Here is a 14,039-nt window from a genome sequence, read left to right as displayed (position 1 = left end):
TGTTTATCTTGACAAGGTAAGCTTCCCTATCATTTCTTTAGCTGTTTGTACTACTGCATTCGTATTTGGTATATACAGGCTTTCCAAATTTCTTGCAAATGGTACCGGTGCGTGCGGAGCGGTAACCATTTTAATTGGCGCATCTAAGGAATCAAACCCTTTATCTACTACCATTGCCGAAATATCTGTTGCGGCATTACAACGTGGATTCGCTTCATCAATGATTATTAAACGACCAGTTTTATCTACAGACTGTAAAATCGTATCCTCATCGAGTGGGGATAATGTCCTTGGATCAATAATTTCTGTTTCCACTCCCTGCTTTGCCAGCTCATTTGCAGCTTCTTCTGCTACATGCACCATTTTACCGATAGCAACGATTGTCAAATCATCACCGCTTCGTTTTATTTCCGCTTGTCCTAAAGGAATCGTATAATATCCCTCTGGTACTTCTCCTTTCATACTATATAATGTCTTATCCTCAAAAAAGGCAACGATATCATTGTCTTCAATTGCTGATAATAATAGACCTTTTGCATCATAAGGATTTGACGGAACAACTACCTTTAAACCAGGTATCGCTGTAAACATTCCATATAATGATTGTGAATGTTGTGCAGCTGCTCCAGCTCCTGCTCCATGGCTCGTCCGAATCGTTAATGGTACTTCTGCTTTTCCACCAAACATATAGCGAATTTTTGCACCTTGGTTCATCACTTCATCTAAACAGCTGCCAATAAAATCATTAAACATCAGTTCAGATATTGGTCTTAACCCTGTAACGGCTGCCGCTACCGCCGCTCCCATATACCCAGCTTCAGCAATTGGCATATCGATGACTCGCTTACGCCCAAATTTATTCCCTAATCCTTGCGTTACCCCAAAAACACCACCCCAGGCTTCTTCATCCTGCAAATGATCCACAGTCGCTCCTCCGGCTACGTCCTCCCCAATCAAAATGACTTTATTATCCCGTTCCATTGCTATATCCATTGCTTCATTAATCGCTTTTGAAAATGTTAATTTTCTAACCATTTTTTTCACCTCATTTTTATTATTTTATTAATAAGCAACATATACATTTTCAGTTAACGTCTCAGGACTTGGCTCTTTACTGTTATGAGCAAATTCCACTGCTTCTTGCACTGCTTGTTCTGAAGCACGTTCTATTTCCGCTAACTCGTCCTCCGATAATAAATCGTTTTTTATTGCATAATCCTTAAATTTTTCAATACAATCAACATCGACCGGCCATTTTTCTTTATCTGCCTCAGACTTATATGCTTGATTATCGCCTTCAAAATGTCCGTGAGTCCGGTAAGTTATTGTTTCAATTAAAGTAGGTCCTTCTCCATTTTTAGCTCTTTCTACCGCTTTTTCGGTAGCAGCGTAAACTTCCATGACATCATTTCCATTTACTCTAACTCCCGGAATATTATAAGCCTTCGCTCGTTCAGCGATTGTTTCTGCCGAGGTAGCATATTCAAATGGGGTCGCTTCACCAAAGCCGTTATTTTCTGCTACAAAAATAACCGGTAATTTTAAAGCTGCTGCGATATTAATTCCTTCATGAAACGTACCATGATTATTTGCTCCATCGCCAAAAAAACAAACCGCAATACTATCTGCTCCTTGTACATAGGAAGATAAACCAGCTCCAACTGCCAATGGAAATCCTCCACCGACAATGCCGTTTGCCCCAAGCATTCCCATTTCGAGATCAGCAATATGCATGGAGCCGCCTTTTCCATTACATAATCCTGTCTCTTTCCCAAATATTTCTGCCATCATTCCATTTAAATCACAACCCTTAGCAATACAATGCCCATGACCGCGATGTGTACTTGTAATATAATCATTTTTATTTAGATGTGCGCATACTCCTACAGCAATAGCTTCTTCTCCTGCATATAAGTGAACAAACCCCGGTATGACACCTGTAGAAAAAATTTTTTGTACCTGATTTTCAAAATTACGGATATCGTTCATTTTGGCATACATCCAATGCGCTTTATTTTTATCCATGGAAATGTCCTCCCTTTAAGATATTTATCTTTCACAAATATAGTCAGCAAATATCATGCCAACTTTTAAACCTTTTAAAATATAGCGCTTTCAATAAAAGTAATTAAAAATGAGACAACTTTTGTAAATTGTCTCATTTTGTCGCATTTTTTATGTTATGTTAACAAAAAATTTTGCAATGATTTAAAAAGAGCCTCAGTTAACTAAAGTTTGAAATAACATTTTTGTCAGCTAAGAATTAGCTACCTTATAGGTATTAATAACAGCTACGTAAGGTTATACTTTTTTAATTTACGATACAACGTACTACGAGATATGTTTAATTCTTTTGCTGCACGTTCAACATGATTATGATGAGTGATTAATGCATTCTGAATTTTTTCATATTCTAATTGTTCACGAAAACTTAAATTTAATTTTTGATTAGCTGTTTTTTCTTCCTTTTTCGAACTCCAAAGGGAAATAATCGTATAAAGCTCTTCTTCAGAAGGTTCCCGATCTGTAAACGAAATTCGACAACGGTCTAGCGCATTATACAATTCACGAATGTTTCCTAACCACATACCTTCTTTAAAAATAGCAATCAGCCTAGAAACCCAGCTTGGGTGCCAATTTTTCTTACGACAAAAATCATGAATAAAAAAAGGTATATCTTCATTTCGCTGACGAAGTGTTGGCACATGAATTGGATAACCGTAAATTCGATAAAACAAATCAGCCCGCATTTTCCCTGCTTGTACAAGGTCACGAATATCAACATTTGCAGCTGATATAACTCGTACATCGACGTCAATCGGCTGATGACCTCCTATTCGTGTCACTTGATTCTGCTGTAATACTCGAAGTAAAGATACCTGCATCGAATTTGGCATATCACCAATTTCATCTAAAAATAAAGTCCCGCCATCCGCTGCCTCCAGCTTCCCCACTTTTCCTAATTTATGGGCACCAGTAAATGATCCTGGCTCATAACCAAATAGCTCACTTTCTAAAAGCTGTTCAGGAACCGCTCCACAGTTTATTGAAATAAAAGGGGAATCGTTTCGGTCACTATTTCTATGGACAGCTTCAGCGATTAACTCTTTCCCTGTTCCTGTCTCACCATAAATATGAACCGCTACATCCGTTGAAGCGACTTTGCTTATATGATCCAAGACCTTTTGAAATGCCTGGCTTTTACCGGTAACACCACGGAAATAAATAGTTGCTTGCTTTTCCTGTTTTGGCTCCTCTACATAGATTTGATATCCAATAATCCGTCCATGTGCTTTGATTGGGATTTTTTCCTCTTTTAATCCAACTTCCTGTTGCAACATATCTAATGACTCACCTAATAGATATCCATATGTTTTTTTCAAAAATTTAGGTAATTTACAAATAATGTTATCTCTTGAGCAAATAATTGTATGGATGGAGGTTGCATTTTTTACTAAGTATTCCATATCTTCATAAAGTGTTTTTCGCCAAGCAAGCGAAATGGAATCTGCTATCATTTTCACCGTTGCCAGCACATAGCTGTAATTAATTGGATTATATGGGCTCGAAATATTTAATACTCCTAAGATATGGTTGTCCTGATCAACGATTGGAGCAGCAGCGCAATTCCATATTTGTGAGGCTACTGCAAAATGTGCATATCCCTTTACGGTAAACGGCTTTTTGAAACGATGCGCTAGTCCAATTGCATTGGTACCTACTTCAATTTCCCCCCAATTTGATCCTTGAATAAAGTGAATTTCACGCGCCTTTTCTTCTACGCAATGATCCCCTATATTTTGCAGAATAAAACCATCTTTATCTGTCAATGTTGTCACAAATCTCCAGCCTTTTAAAAAATAATTCAAATGATCCAATTGTTCTTCCGTCAATTTAATTAATAGTTGATTATGCTGTAATCGTCGGCGTAAGTCACTTACTTTTAAAATTGATTGCGATACACCATCAAAAGGGTCTACCCCATGGTTTTTGCAGCGTTTCCATGAATCAATCAGTTCATAAGACATATTTTCATCTAAAAAACTTCCTTCACTAATAAAACGCTTCCAATTATCCTTTGAAACTACTTCCGGTACCATACTTATCATCCCCCATTATTGTTGGATACAAAGTAATTACGATTTTTATAAAACGAGGCGATACCCTTTCCATCAACTATTCTAACCTGCTTATTTCTAATATACATGTTTTTCACAAAAAAGACATTTAATTGTCTGTTCAAGCGTAAATTCATTCGAGAGGCTTTTCTCTTTAAAGTGGGAAACGGCTAAAACTACAAATCGTTAAAAAAGGAAAAAATACTATTTATATGAGTCTATAACTTGTGCAATTTGACGTTGTCGAGACGTTCCTTGCAGTATCCATCAAAATAAATCAGATAGTAAAGCATTGGCACCCACTTAAACTTCTTTCTGTTCTTTATCAACTTGAATGGTAGGAGTCTAAGCCTCCTTAAATGCGAGATTAATAAGTGCAAATAACATTTTTATGTTGTTTCATCACCGAATCTAATAATTTATTTACTTCGCTCAACATAAAGCTACTATAAAATGCCCTTTTGATCTTAGATAATTTCTAATCAGCGTTTGTGTTTTTGATTAGTTATTAAAGCTTTCTAACGGTTTTATAACATAATTATTATGATTTAAAAAAGATATATTCTCTAGCTCTATCTCATATAAACTTTGACTTAATAGCAGATAATCTTAACCGATCAAAGACCAAAAACACCTTAAGTCACAAACATGATAATGACAAGGAGTTTCGTTTATTAACTTAAATAAATAAAATGTTGTTTCATCAATGGCTTTTTACAGATTCTTCCGGTTCACTAATTTCTTGGTCTATACTGTTTTCAGCAATAACAGATGTATCTGTTGGTTGCTGCATTTTTTCCTTTACTTGTTCTTGGACGGTTTGGAGCTTTTCTTTTAGCTTAATTAGTTTTTCTTGCTTTCGTTCACTATAGATCCCTCTACTGGCATCTAACTTCATTTCACTTTCAAGAATATTTTTTTCACGCTCCATCCCTTTGAACACACGCTTCATATTTTTTGCTTGGCCTAGCAAAGTTGCCTGGGCTACTATTTGTTCCTCTTCTGATTGAGGAGTCTTTTTCACCTGTTCTTCTTTGCCAAATACCCTGTTGTGTTCTTCCATTTGCTGCTTAGCAATTTCATTATCTAACTCAGTAATTTGCTTTTCAAATTCCTTTAATTGCTCTTGAATGCTTGAAATATCATTACCAGCTTCAAGTGTCTGCTCCGTCAAAGTATTCTTCATTTCCACCAGGGATTCCCGTTGTTTCATTAAGCTTTCAATCATTAAGTTCTGTTTTTTACCCTTTATTCCATTAAATAACTGAAAAGCCTGCCCACTGATACGAACACTATCTTGGTAAATTTTTGATAAAGGTGTATGTAAAGCGGCTTTATTTGGCTTTGCAACAAACCATACATTACTCAGCGCCTCATTGCTATGGGAAATCTTCAACATCTATCCCTCCCTTCTGTTTTAAATATCGGTAAGTTACACTCTAAATTGAAGAAGGATTGCTCAATATCTAACAATCATTATGGCTGAACAATTGAAATCTCTCATCTAAAGGTTCGCAATGTTCTTGTATTATACAGCACTATTAATGATGATCTTATATTTCTAGTTTGCACGATAAAAACTGCTGTTGTTGTACTTTTAGAAGATAAACACTATTATAATAGTATTAATTACAAAGAAGGATGTGTGAATATATGTTATTGAAAATTGCAGTAAAGAACTTATTTTAACAACTAATCATTGGGTTGTTTCTCCATACTGCAACCCTTAAATAAAGGGGATTAATGATGATAAAGAAATACTTTGACGCGTTTCTTAATGGGGAAAAGATTACATTACAACCAATGTCACTAAATGAGTTAAGTACTTTTGTAAAAATCGATAACGAAACAATTTCATTACTGCTAGCTAATGACAATATCCTGTTTCCGAGCACATCTGAAGATCAGACTACCTTGTTTCAAGGTATTAGTGGAAGAAAAGAAACATTCATATTTGGAGTTTTTGAAAAAAGGATAAAAGGAATTTTAAGATTAATTGGAAAAATAGTACATGCCATGTTGAAATTTCATTGGTGAAGCGAAGCGTGGCAACGAAAAGGTTTAGGCACAGACGCAATGCGCACCTTAATTTCATTCATTTTCCATTATATAAACGTTTATAAGATAAAACTACAAGTATTTAGCTTTCATAAACCAGCATTCGCTCTTATGAAAAATGTGGTTTTATAAAAGAAGGTGTTCTAAGGAAGGAATTCTTCAGATTTGGACAATTTTATGACATCTGCATTTTTAGCCTCTTAAGAAAGGAATGGATTAAACGAAGCCTTGGTAAATATGGATGTTTACCAAGGCTTCGTTTTTTCTACTTGTGCCTTAAAACAGCGCTAACACATGACTACTATAACCGCTCTTGATTTACTATTTTGTTCCGTTTTTTATTTGATAATATTCTTTTTGCAACATTCCCATAATGATTTCATCAAAATAGACATCATTTAACAAGATAGACTCTCTAATAACTCCTTCTCGTTTAAATCCTGCTTTCTCATAGGACTTCATACCACGTATATTATGAGAATAAACTTCTAGTTGTAGCCTATTGAGATTGATTTTTTCAAAAACAAAGGCAAGGGCTAGTTGAACAGCTTCCGTACCATAACCTTTATTGAAGTAGTTTTGATTATGTAAGGAAATCCTGAACCCTGCTTTGCGATCCGTTTGTTCAATATCTAAGATAGATAAATCACCAATTATTTGATCATCACTTACCAAACAAATTGCAAAATCATAGCGTGTTTTATCACTGCTTATTCGATCATAGTGTTCATACAGTTGTTCTAACGAAAATATATTTTTCGTTCCCGTCATATACCTTATTTCTTCATCTTGAACAGCTTGATAAAAACTCAACATATCCTGTTTAATGATAGTCCTTAAATAGACTGATTCCCCTCTTATTTGTATCTCCCCCACCTGAAAATTTTAATTTTATTTGATTATACACTAAGTTAACGTATTTAACCATATAGTACAATAGATTAACTTTTAAAATATTTCATGAGGGACAAACCAAATTATATAGTTAGCACTTAAAAAGCTCGTAATGAAGATTTGATTATGAATTATTTTTTAAAAAATAAACAGCTCATATGTATCTTTCTACAATGAGCTGTTGCCTAGCGTTTGTTAATTCAATTTTTATTTCCCGTTTATTGTATAAAGTAATCATCTCTACATGGATAATGCTTTATTAGCAAGCTTTATATCATTTTGTAATATTTTATTTAGATCATAAGCTGGATATAAACCTTTGCGATACATATAAGTGAAGATACGCTCGTGGGAGTCAATTGCTTTATTTAATTGTTCCTTAAGAATTTCTCTTACTGCTGGTGTAGCAGTTTCTGTAATTGCAATAGCATAATTTCGAACAGCTGCTTTGGAAAAGCTTAGTAAATCCCCAGCTAAGAAACTATCATCTGTACGGTAATCACTTGACTCTCCCGGATGTGGTGCATATGGATAAAATTTCAAAAGCTCCCTCAAATTCATTTCCAATTCGTCAATGGTTCGCAAGTAAATATTATATAGCTTTTTATCTCGAATTCCCTGATTTACTGCTTTTTTCAACTTCATTAAACCGATGGACTGAAATGCAACTAATTCATGAATTTCAAGTGTTTCATGCCATGCAAGCGTTTTTGGATGATCAGACATAACCATTCTCCTTTTCTTATATTCACTTCTAGTATATGAATTAAAAAGAAAATGGGTTCTTAACTCATATCCATAATATTTTGAGAAAACTGTAATTGTTGTACTGCATTTGATTTACGTTGGACTATTGCCTGTTGTACAGCTTGAGTTTGTATGCTGTTTTCCTTGCCTGCTGCCCTTGTTGCAATTGCTGTGTCGTTTTACTGCTCCTATTTTTTTAATAATTAAGAACCAGAATTAGTATTCTTTCTTTTGTCTATTTGTTATTTTTTTAAACTAGCAAACCATTCTAAATTGTACACAATACTATAGTAAGTAAACTATCTGCCTCATAGCTAAAACAATTAATGACCAAAAGAAAATAAATGAATCTATAAAAATGATAATCATTCATAACTTTATATATAACAAATTGGTGAATTGCTTTATTACACAAATGAATCACAAAAATACAAACTATTCCTGAACATCTGGTTTGACAAAGAATAAATTAAATACAAGAGCTGATGAAGATATAAGACGTAGTAGTCTTAAACTAGTCCAATCTCTACTTTTTAGCATTAGCAACTTCACTTTAATATTTAAAATATTAAGGTAATTCAATGAACAAAAAGAGCACGATAGGCTAATGAAACCATTCATGTGGCAACATTTAATATTCCTTCTGTAAATATTTGTAATGTAAAATAAGAGCATATGACATAAATAAAACATTTAAAATATATAACTCCATATATAATAGATCGATTACAAGTGACAGTAGAAAAATTAAAATCATCAAAGAAAATAAAACTACGTATACCTTTGATCATTTCATCAATCCACTTTCTTAAATAAAAATCGCTTTTGTCTAGATTCTACACGAATTTTTTCGAGATAAAATAAGCTATTAGTGCAGAAAGCAAAGTAAATAATAATGGAATCAAAAAAGAAGAACTTTTTAAAACAACTGTCTGAGATAAATTAGCATTTATATTCCAAGTCTCTGTTATGTCTGGAGCGTAAATTAATGTAAGAAGTAAACCAGCTGAAACCTGAAATAGCAAAAATAGCAATATAAAGCTGATCGAAAATATAATAATTTTTTTCAATTTATCATTCTCCTTTGAATTGAATTTTTAATAATCAAAACGAGTTTTCAACCATGATATTTCCCCTACACAAAATCCTTGATTGCCTTCTCTTCTCGTCTCAATTAGTAATAAATTCAATCCCTTTTAAGTAGCATTATACTAAAAGTATAAAAGTTATTAAAATGTTTTAGGAATAGAAAAACTTTCAAGAGAATCCCAAAAAAGTAATGGATTTTGAGATGAGGGATGAGGTTTTCTCTATATAGGGTTACGCTTCCGCTTCTATGACAGTTTTTATAAGAACTAAAAATTTAAATACATTAACGTATGAATAAATGCAAAAATTATAAGGTATAAATCCGGTACCCATACTCAGGAAAAAATAACTCATTCAGCTTTCAGCAAGAATTTCACAACACAGTTTTATCAGTTATTCTGGTTCACTATGATTGATTGTCATTTGACTTTCATGAACCAAAAAGTTCACATTCCATCTCGGATGTATTTGAAATTCGTCATCCTTTATTTGTAAAATAGCATGTAACTTATCATAGTCATTTGAAATAAATGCTACTTTTTACTTTCTTGATTAAAGTGCAAGCATAAAAAAACTGCTGATACATAATTGCACATCACTTAGAAAATAGACGTTGATGCAATAAAAATGTATCAGCAGTAATTAAATTAATCAATAAATTATGGTGAATTGTGGGTGTTATTCCTCACACTCTCATAAATACGTTGATATAAAGCCTTAACCAATACTTCCTTCCATCTCGAAGCTGATCAAACGGTTCATTTCTACGGCGTATTCCATTGGTAGCTCTCTTGTAAATGGTTCAATAAAGCCCATTACAATCATATCTGTAGCTTCTTGTTCAGATAAGCCACGGCTCATCAAATAGAATAGTTGTTCTTCAGATACCTTGGAAACTTTTGCTTCGTGTTCCAATGAAATATTGTCGTTATTGATTTCGTTGTATGGAATTGTATCAGAAGTTGATTCATTATCCATAATTAACGTATCACACTCGATATTGGAGCGTGCGCCTGTTGCTTTACGTCCAAAATGTACCAGACCGCGATACGTTACTTTGCCACCATGTTTAGAGATGGATTTAGAAACAATGGATGAGGATGTGTTTGGTGCTAAATGATGCATTTTGGCACCAGCATCCTGTAGTTGTCCTTTACCAGCAAGCGCAATGGATAGAGTTAATCCTCGAGCACCCTCACCTTTTAGAAGAACAGCAGGATATTTCATTGTTATTTTCGAACCAATGTTACCATCGATCCATTCCATTGTGGCATTCTCATCACAGGTTGCACGTTTTGTAACTAGGTTATATACATTATTTGCCCAGTTTTGGATGGTTGTATATCGGCAGTATCCATCTTTTTTAACAAAGATCTCAACAACGGCACTGTGCAATGAGTTTGTTGTATAAATAGGTGCTGTACATCCTTCTACATAATGGACAGAAGCACCTTCATCCACGATGATTAATGTTCTTTCAAATTGTCCCATGTTTTCTGAATTAATTCGGAAATATGCTTGGAGTGGTGTTGTGGTCTTTACCCCTTTTGGCACATAAATAAATGAGCCGCCAGACCAAACAGCAGAATTTAATGCTGCGAATTTATTATCCGTTGCTGGAATAACTTTACCAAAATATTCTTTAAACAGTTCTTCGTTTTCTTTTAAAGCTGTATCTGTATCTTTAAATACGATTCCGAGTTCTTCCAGGTCTTCTTTTAGGCTGTGGTAAACAACTTCTGATTCGTACTGAGCAGATACACCTGCCAAATATTTTTGTTCGGCTTCAGGAATTCCCAGTTTATCAAAAGTCCGTTTAATTTCTTCCGGAACTTCATCCCAAGTTCTTCCTTGTTTTTCTGATGGTTTTACATAGTAAACAATTTCATCAAAGTTTAACTCGGACAGATCTCCGCCCCATTGTGGCATTGGACGCTCATAAAAGTGCTCAAGGGCTTTAAGACGATAATCAAGCATCCATTGCGGTTCTTCTTTCATTCTAGAAATTTCTTCAACCACTTCGCGGGTTAGCCCTTTGCCTGAACGAAAGACCGAGACGTCACGATCGCGAAATCCATATTTATACTCTTCGATTTCTGGCATATTTTTAGCCATTCATAAACCCTCCTTAGGTTAAAATGAAATCTTTTCGGAATTTTTACTTCCTGTTTTCTTTAACGCCTTTTTCCATGGCTTTCCACGAAAGAGTTGCACATTTGATACGTGCTGGAAATTTTGCTACCCCTTGTAGGGCCTCAATATCTCCTAAATCTAGTCCTTCCGTATCAACCTTCTCACCCATCATCATTTTAGAAAAAATGTTGGACATTTTTAGTGCCTTCTCCAACTCTAACCCTTTAATTGCCTGTGTCATCATCGAAGCTGAGGCAATGCTGATGGAGCAACCTTCTCCTTCAAACTTTGCATCTTTTACAATGCCATCGGCCACTTGTAAATGTAGCTGGATCCGATCTCCACAAGTAGGGTTATTCATATCGACACTTAAAACGTCCCCATCTAAACTTCCTTTATTTCGCGGGCTTTTATAATGATCCATAATTACTTGCCTGTATAGCGTATCTAGGTTATTTAAAGCCATTACCAAAAATACTCCTTTGTCTTCCGAAGTCCATCTACTAGTCGATCTACATCTTCTTTCGTATTATACAGATAAAAGCTTGCACGTGCCGTTGCAGTAACTTCAAGCCAACGCATTAATGGCTGTGCACAGTGATGTCCTGCCCGTACAGCTATTCCTTCTGCATCTAGTACTGTAGCTGTATCATGCGGGTGGATGTCATCCAGATTAAACGTCACTAGTGCTGCCCGATGCTCCGGACCATAGATTCTTATTCCTTCAATCGTTCTTAACTGCTCCATGGCATAATCAGCAAGCTTTTGCTCATGCTCTGTAATTTTATCCATACCGATTTCCTGAAGAAAATCGATTGCTGCCCCTAAACCAATCGCTCCAGCAATAATCGGTGTACCAGCTTCAAACTTCCACGGCAACTCTTTCCATGTGGATTCATATAGATGTACGAAATCGATCATTTCCCCACCAAACTCCACCGGCTCCATCTGTTCAAGTATTTCTTTCTTTCCATAAAGCACACCGATTCCAGTCGGAGCTGCCATCTTATGGCCGGAAAAAGCATAAAAATCGCAATTTAAAGCTTTTACATCAATCTTCATGTGAGGAGCACCCTGTGCACCATCAACTATAATTACTGCACCATGCTCATGGGCAATATCAGCTATTTCTTTGATCGGGTTGATCGTGCCTAAAACATTAGAAACATGTGCGATTGCAACTATTTTTGTTTGCTTCGTAACAGTTTTCCTTACATCTTCTAAACGGATCGTTCCATCCTCTTGTAACGGAATATATTTTAATGAAGCACCAGTGGCTTTGGCAGCTTGCTGCCAAGGGATGATATTACTATGATGTTCCATTGGTGTAATTACAATCTCATCCCCAGCTTTTAAGTTAGCTCGTGCATAACTGGAAGCAACTGTATTAATCGCAGTAGTGGTTCCTCTTGTGAAGATAATTTCTTTTGTGCTATCTGCATTTATAAACCGGCGAACCTTATCTCTAGCACCCTCATATGCGGTAGTTGCTTTTGTACCAAGTGTATGCACACCACGATGAACATTGGAATTATATGTTCGATAATAGTTATCTACAGCTTCCATCACTTGAATTGGTTTCTGCGATGTAGCTGAAGAATCTAAATAGACAAAAGGATGGCCATTCACTTCCTGATTTAGAATAGGAAATTGCTCACGAATGGCTTTTACATCCATTAATATACCTTCCTTTCAATGACTTGAGTCAATTGATTTTTCACTGCTTCAATTGGCAATTGATTAACAACTGGTGCTAAGAAGCCGTGAATAATTAGGCGCTCCGCCTCATCTTTTGTAATGCCTCGACTCATCAAGTAATAAAGCTGTAACGGATCAACTCTACCAACAGACGCAGCGTGACCGGCTGTTACATCATCTTCATCAATTAACAGAATTGGGTTAGCATCTCCGCGAGCCTTATCACTTAGCATAAGAACACGGGATTCCTGCTCTGCATTTGCTTTCGAAGCACCATGTTCAATTTTACCAATGCCGTTAAAAATCGAAGTAGCTTTATCCTTCATCACCCCATGTTGAAGAATGTAGCCTTCTGAATTTTTGCCATGATGCACAATTTTAGCGGTAAAATTCTGTGTTTGCTTACCTCGTCCGACGGAAACTGTTTTTGCATTTGATAATGAGTTTTCTCCCATTAAAAACGTTATGTTTTCAGAAACCGTATTTCCATCATTCATTTGTCCTAAAGCCCAGTCAATCGTTGCATCTCGATATGCAACGCCGCGACGGTTGTTATATGCTGTCGTTCCTGCAGCAAAGTTATCAACAGCGCCAAATGAAATTTTAGCATTATCATGTGCGATGACTTCTGTTACGATATTTGCAACGGTTGCTTCTTTTGCGTTATGTGAGAAATAGTTTTCCACATATGTTAAAGAGCTTCCCTCATCAGCTACAACTAGAACATGATTAAACATTGCCACTTCAGGATCTTCCTGCCAAAAAATGGTTTGTAACGGAGCCTCTATGATCACGTTTTTAGGGATATAAACAAACACTCCGCCATTCATTAAAGCAGCATGCAAGGCAGTTAAGCGATGCTCATCAACCGCTACAGCATCCTTCATATAAAATTTTTTCACTAAGTCTTCGTGTTTTTGTAAAGCGGTAAAAATATCAGTAAAGATAACGCCTTTATCTTGCAAATCCTTGCTCAGCTTACTATGAGCTATGGAATGATTACGTTGGATAATCAGGTTTTCAGGTAAATTATCCTGATCTAAAAACTCCTGTATTTCAGTAGGCAGTTGGTTTAATGATGTAATTTCTTCACCCGTTGCAGTATGCTTAAATTCCGTAAAATTCCATTTGCCAATCTTTGTTTTATCCGGCTTTGGCAATTCCAATGTATCAGCCTGTTCTAAAGCTTGAACACGTAACTCCAACATCCATGCAGGCTCATTTCTTTCTTTGGAAAACTGTTCAATATATTCTTTATCGTATGGCAGTTTTGTTTCTACAGTCATTGTATCCCTCCTTGCC

Annotated in this window: 12 protein-coding genes; 2 read left to right on the top strand and 10 right to left on the bottom strand. The window is 35.6% G+C overall.

Annotated features, from left to right (window positions below; all coding sequences use genetic code 11):
• Nucleotides 1-3 precede the first annotated feature (3 nt).
• The 4 genes from BN1066_RS14300 to BN1066_RS14285 form a co-directional block, all read right to left on the bottom strand.
• A complete protein-coding gene (locus tag BN1066_RS14300; RefSeq protein ID WP_077320135.1) occupies nucleotides 4-1,035 on the bottom strand; it encodes an alpha-ketoacid dehydrogenase subunit beta in 1,032 nt (343 codons plus the stop codon).
• 27 nt (nucleotides 1,036-1,062) lie between these two features.
• Complete coding sequence (locus BN1066_RS14295) at nucleotides 1,063-2,025, bottom strand: thiamine pyrophosphate-dependent dehydrogenase E1 component subunit alpha (RefSeq protein WP_077320134.1); 963 nt, start codon at nucleotides 2,023-2,025, stop codon at nucleotides 1,063-1,065.
• 266 nt (nucleotides 2,026-2,291) lie between these two features.
• Nucleotides 2,292-4,100 (bottom strand): sigma-54-dependent Fis family transcriptional regulator, encoded by a 1,809-nt coding sequence (locus tag BN1066_RS14290; RefSeq protein ID WP_179104406.1) that lies wholly within the window; start codon nucleotides 4,098-4,100, stop codon nucleotides 2,292-2,294.
• 721 nt (nucleotides 4,101-4,821) lie between these two features.
• The gene (locus tag BN1066_RS14285) at nucleotides 4,822-5,517 is read right to left on the bottom strand and encodes a hypothetical protein (RefSeq protein WP_077320132.1); all 696 of its coding nucleotides are present in this window, start codon (nucleotides 5,515-5,517) and stop codon (nucleotides 4,822-4,824) included.
• 347 nt (nucleotides 5,518-5,864) lie between these two features.
• On the opposite strand from BN1066_RS14285, the gene BN1066_RS20905 reads away from it, so the two are divergent.
• Both BN1066_RS20905 and BN1066_RS21110 read left to right on the top strand, forming a co-directional pair.
• Nucleotides 5,865-6,155 (top strand): hypothetical protein, encoded by a 291-nt coding sequence (locus BN1066_RS20905; protein ID WP_245799797.1) that lies wholly within the window; start codon nucleotides 5,865-5,867, stop codon nucleotides 6,153-6,155.
• A gap of 39 nt (nucleotides 6,156-6,194) precedes the next feature.
• On the top strand, nucleotides 6,195-6,308 hold the full coding sequence (locus BN1066_RS21110) for a hypothetical protein (RefSeq protein WP_342745612.1): 114 nt from the start codon (nucleotides 6,195-6,197) through the stop codon (nucleotides 6,306-6,308).
• A gap of 189 nt (nucleotides 6,309-6,497) precedes the next feature.
• Here the strand turns inward: BN1066_RS21110 and BN1066_RS14275 are convergent, their stop codons facing one another.
• The 6 genes from BN1066_RS14275 to sufD form a co-directional block, all read right to left on the bottom strand.
• Nucleotides 6,498-7,043, bottom strand: a complete 546-nt coding sequence (locus tag BN1066_RS14275) for a GNAT family N-acetyltransferase (RefSeq protein WP_077321489.1) — start codon at nucleotides 7,041-7,043, stop codon at nucleotides 6,498-6,500.
• A 267-nt stretch (nucleotides 7,044-7,310) separates the two neighbouring features.
• Nucleotides 7,311-7,796, bottom strand: a complete 486-nt coding sequence (locus BN1066_RS14270) for a spore coat protein (protein WP_245799796.1) — start codon at nucleotides 7,794-7,796, stop codon at nucleotides 7,311-7,313.
• 1,827 nt (nucleotides 7,797-9,623) lie between these two features.
• Nucleotides 9,624-11,021 carry a Fe-S cluster assembly protein SufB gene (sufB, locus tag BN1066_RS14260; RefSeq protein WP_077320129.1) on the bottom strand — a complete coding sequence of 466 codons (1,398 nt, stop codon included), beginning with the start codon at nucleotides 11,019-11,021 and terminating at the stop codon, nucleotides 9,624-9,626.
• Between the two features lie 43 nt (nucleotides 11,022-11,064).
• Nucleotides 11,065-11,505 (bottom strand): Fe-S cluster assembly sulfur transfer protein SufU, encoded by a 441-nt coding sequence (gene sufU / locus BN1066_RS14255; RefSeq protein WP_077320128.1) that lies wholly within the window; start codon nucleotides 11,503-11,505, stop codon nucleotides 11,065-11,067.
• Nucleotides 11,505-12,716, bottom strand: coding sequence for a cysteine desulfurase (locus BN1066_RS14250; RefSeq protein WP_077320127.1), 1,212 nt, complete (start codon nucleotides 12,714-12,716; stop codon nucleotides 11,505-11,507). The genes sufU and BN1066_RS14250 overlap by 1 nt, the downstream gene beginning before the upstream one ends.
• Nucleotides 12,716-14,023, bottom strand: a complete 1,308-nt coding sequence (gene sufD, locus BN1066_RS14245; RefSeq protein ID WP_077320126.1) for a Fe-S cluster assembly protein SufD — start codon at nucleotides 14,021-14,023, stop codon at nucleotides 12,716-12,718. Before sufD ends, BN1066_RS14250 begins: the two co-directional genes overlap by 1 nt.
• Nucleotides 14,024-14,039: the final 16 nt, after the last annotated feature.

This window comes from Virgibacillus proomii, from assembly GCF_900162615.1.
In the GTDB taxonomy this organism is placed as follows: Bacteria; Bacillota; Bacilli; order Bacillales; family Amphibacillaceae; genus Virgibacillus; species Virgibacillus proomii.
This window is presented reverse-complemented; position numbering and strand designations above follow the sequence as displayed.

Coding starts and splice junctions, on each gene's coding strand:
- BN1066_RS21110 (WP_342745612.1), top strand. CDS start 6,195: ATGCGCACCTTAATTTCATTCATTTTCCATTATATAAACGTTTATAAG.
- BN1066_RS14270 (WP_245799796.1), bottom strand. CDS start 7,796: ATGTCTGATCATCCAAAAACGCTTGCATGGCATGAAACACTTGAAATT.
- BN1066_RS14290 (WP_179104406.1), bottom strand. CDS start 4,100: ATGGTACCGGAAGTAGTTTCAAAGGATAATTGGAAGCGTTTTATTAGT.
- sufU (WP_077320128.1), bottom strand. CDS start 11,505: ATGGCTTTAAATAACCTAGATACGCTATACAGGCAAGTAATTATGGAT.
- BN1066_RS14300 (WP_077320135.1), bottom strand. CDS start 1,035: ATGGTTAGAAAATTAACATTTTCAAAAGCGATTAATGAAGCAATGGAT.
- sufB (WP_077320129.1), bottom strand. CDS start 11,021: ATGGCTAAAAATATGCCAGAAATCGAAGAGTATAAATATGGATTTCGC.
- BN1066_RS20905 (WP_245799797.1), top strand. CDS start 5,865: ATGATAAAGAAATACTTTGACGCGTTTCTTAATGGGGAAAAGATTACA.
- BN1066_RS14285 (WP_077320132.1), bottom strand. CDS start 5,517: ATGTTGAAGATTTCCCATAGCAATGAGGCGCTGAGTAATGTATGGTTT.
- sufD (WP_077320126.1), bottom strand. CDS start 14,023: ATGACTGTAGAAACAAAACTGCCATACGATAAAGAATATATTGAACAG.
- BN1066_RS14295 (WP_077320134.1), bottom strand. CDS start 2,025: ATGGATAAAAATAAAGCGCATTGGATGTATGCCAAAATGAACGATATC.
- BN1066_RS14250 (WP_077320127.1), bottom strand. CDS start 12,716: ATGGATGTAAAAGCCATTCGTGAGCAATTTCCTATTCTAAATCAGGAA.